The following is an 855-nucleotide window of genomic DNA, read 5'->3' as shown; positions in this document are numbered from 1 at the left end:
CGTAAAGTATATCTCATGGATGCTACTATTATTCCCTTATGCTTAAGTGTATTTGACTGGGCTAAATTCCGCAGTGCAAAGGGAGCTGTTAAGCTCCATACTATACTTGATTATGATGGCTGTATGCCCAGTTTTGTGCATATCACCGACGGCAAACAACATGAATCTAAAATAGCTAAGACCATTTCATTTCCCAAAGGCTGTGTGGTTGTTGTGGATAGAGGTTATGTTGATTATGCTTGGATGAATGTTTTGGACAGCAATCAGTGCTTTTTTGTCACACGTAGTAAAAGCAACATGAAATATACAGTGGTGCGATCATTTCAAAGTGAGGCCCTCAAGGAAAATAACATCATTATGGATCAGCTCATTGAGCTTGATGGGGATGCTAAAAAACACTATCAAGGAAAGAAGATGCGTCTAATTCGTTTTTGGGACAGCATAAATAATGCTGAATATGAGTTCTTAACCAACAATTTTACCTGGAAGGCATCAACAGTGGCGTCTTTATATAAAGAAAGATGGGAGATTGAAACGTTCTTCAAACATCTAAAACAGCGCTTGAAAGTAACCAGTTTTGTAGGAACCTCAGAAAATGCAGTCTACATCCAAATTTGGACTGCATTAATAGGAATACTACTCTTCAAATACATACAGAAAAAGGCTAAATATGAATGGAACTTATCCAATCTGGTGAACTTTATTCGCTTAAATATATTTGTGAAAATTGATCTTTGGAAATGGGCTAATGATCCATTCTTTTCTGGCAAACCTCCTGATAAAATTGGGCAATTTAAACTCTTCTAAAAGTAATAGATAGGGTATGATTCGGATTTTTCAACAAAAGCTGTCTTA

At 36.4% G+C, this 855-nt stretch carries 1 protein-coding gene; it reads left to right on the top strand.

The window, feature by feature from the left end:
• The coding region (locus GOQ16_RS17210; protein ID WP_160070424.1) for an IS4 family transposase at nucleotides 1–807 on the top strand (807 nt) is incomplete at its 5' end.
• Between the last annotated feature and the right edge of the window lie 48 nt (nucleotides 808–855).

It is taken from the genome of Sphingobacterium bovisgrunnientis, assembly GCF_009829085.1.
Taxonomy (GTDB): domain Bacteria; phylum Bacteroidota; class Bacteroidia; order Sphingobacteriales; family Sphingobacteriaceae; genus Sphingobacterium; species Sphingobacterium bovisgrunnientis.
This window is presented reverse-complemented; position numbering and strand designations above follow the sequence as displayed.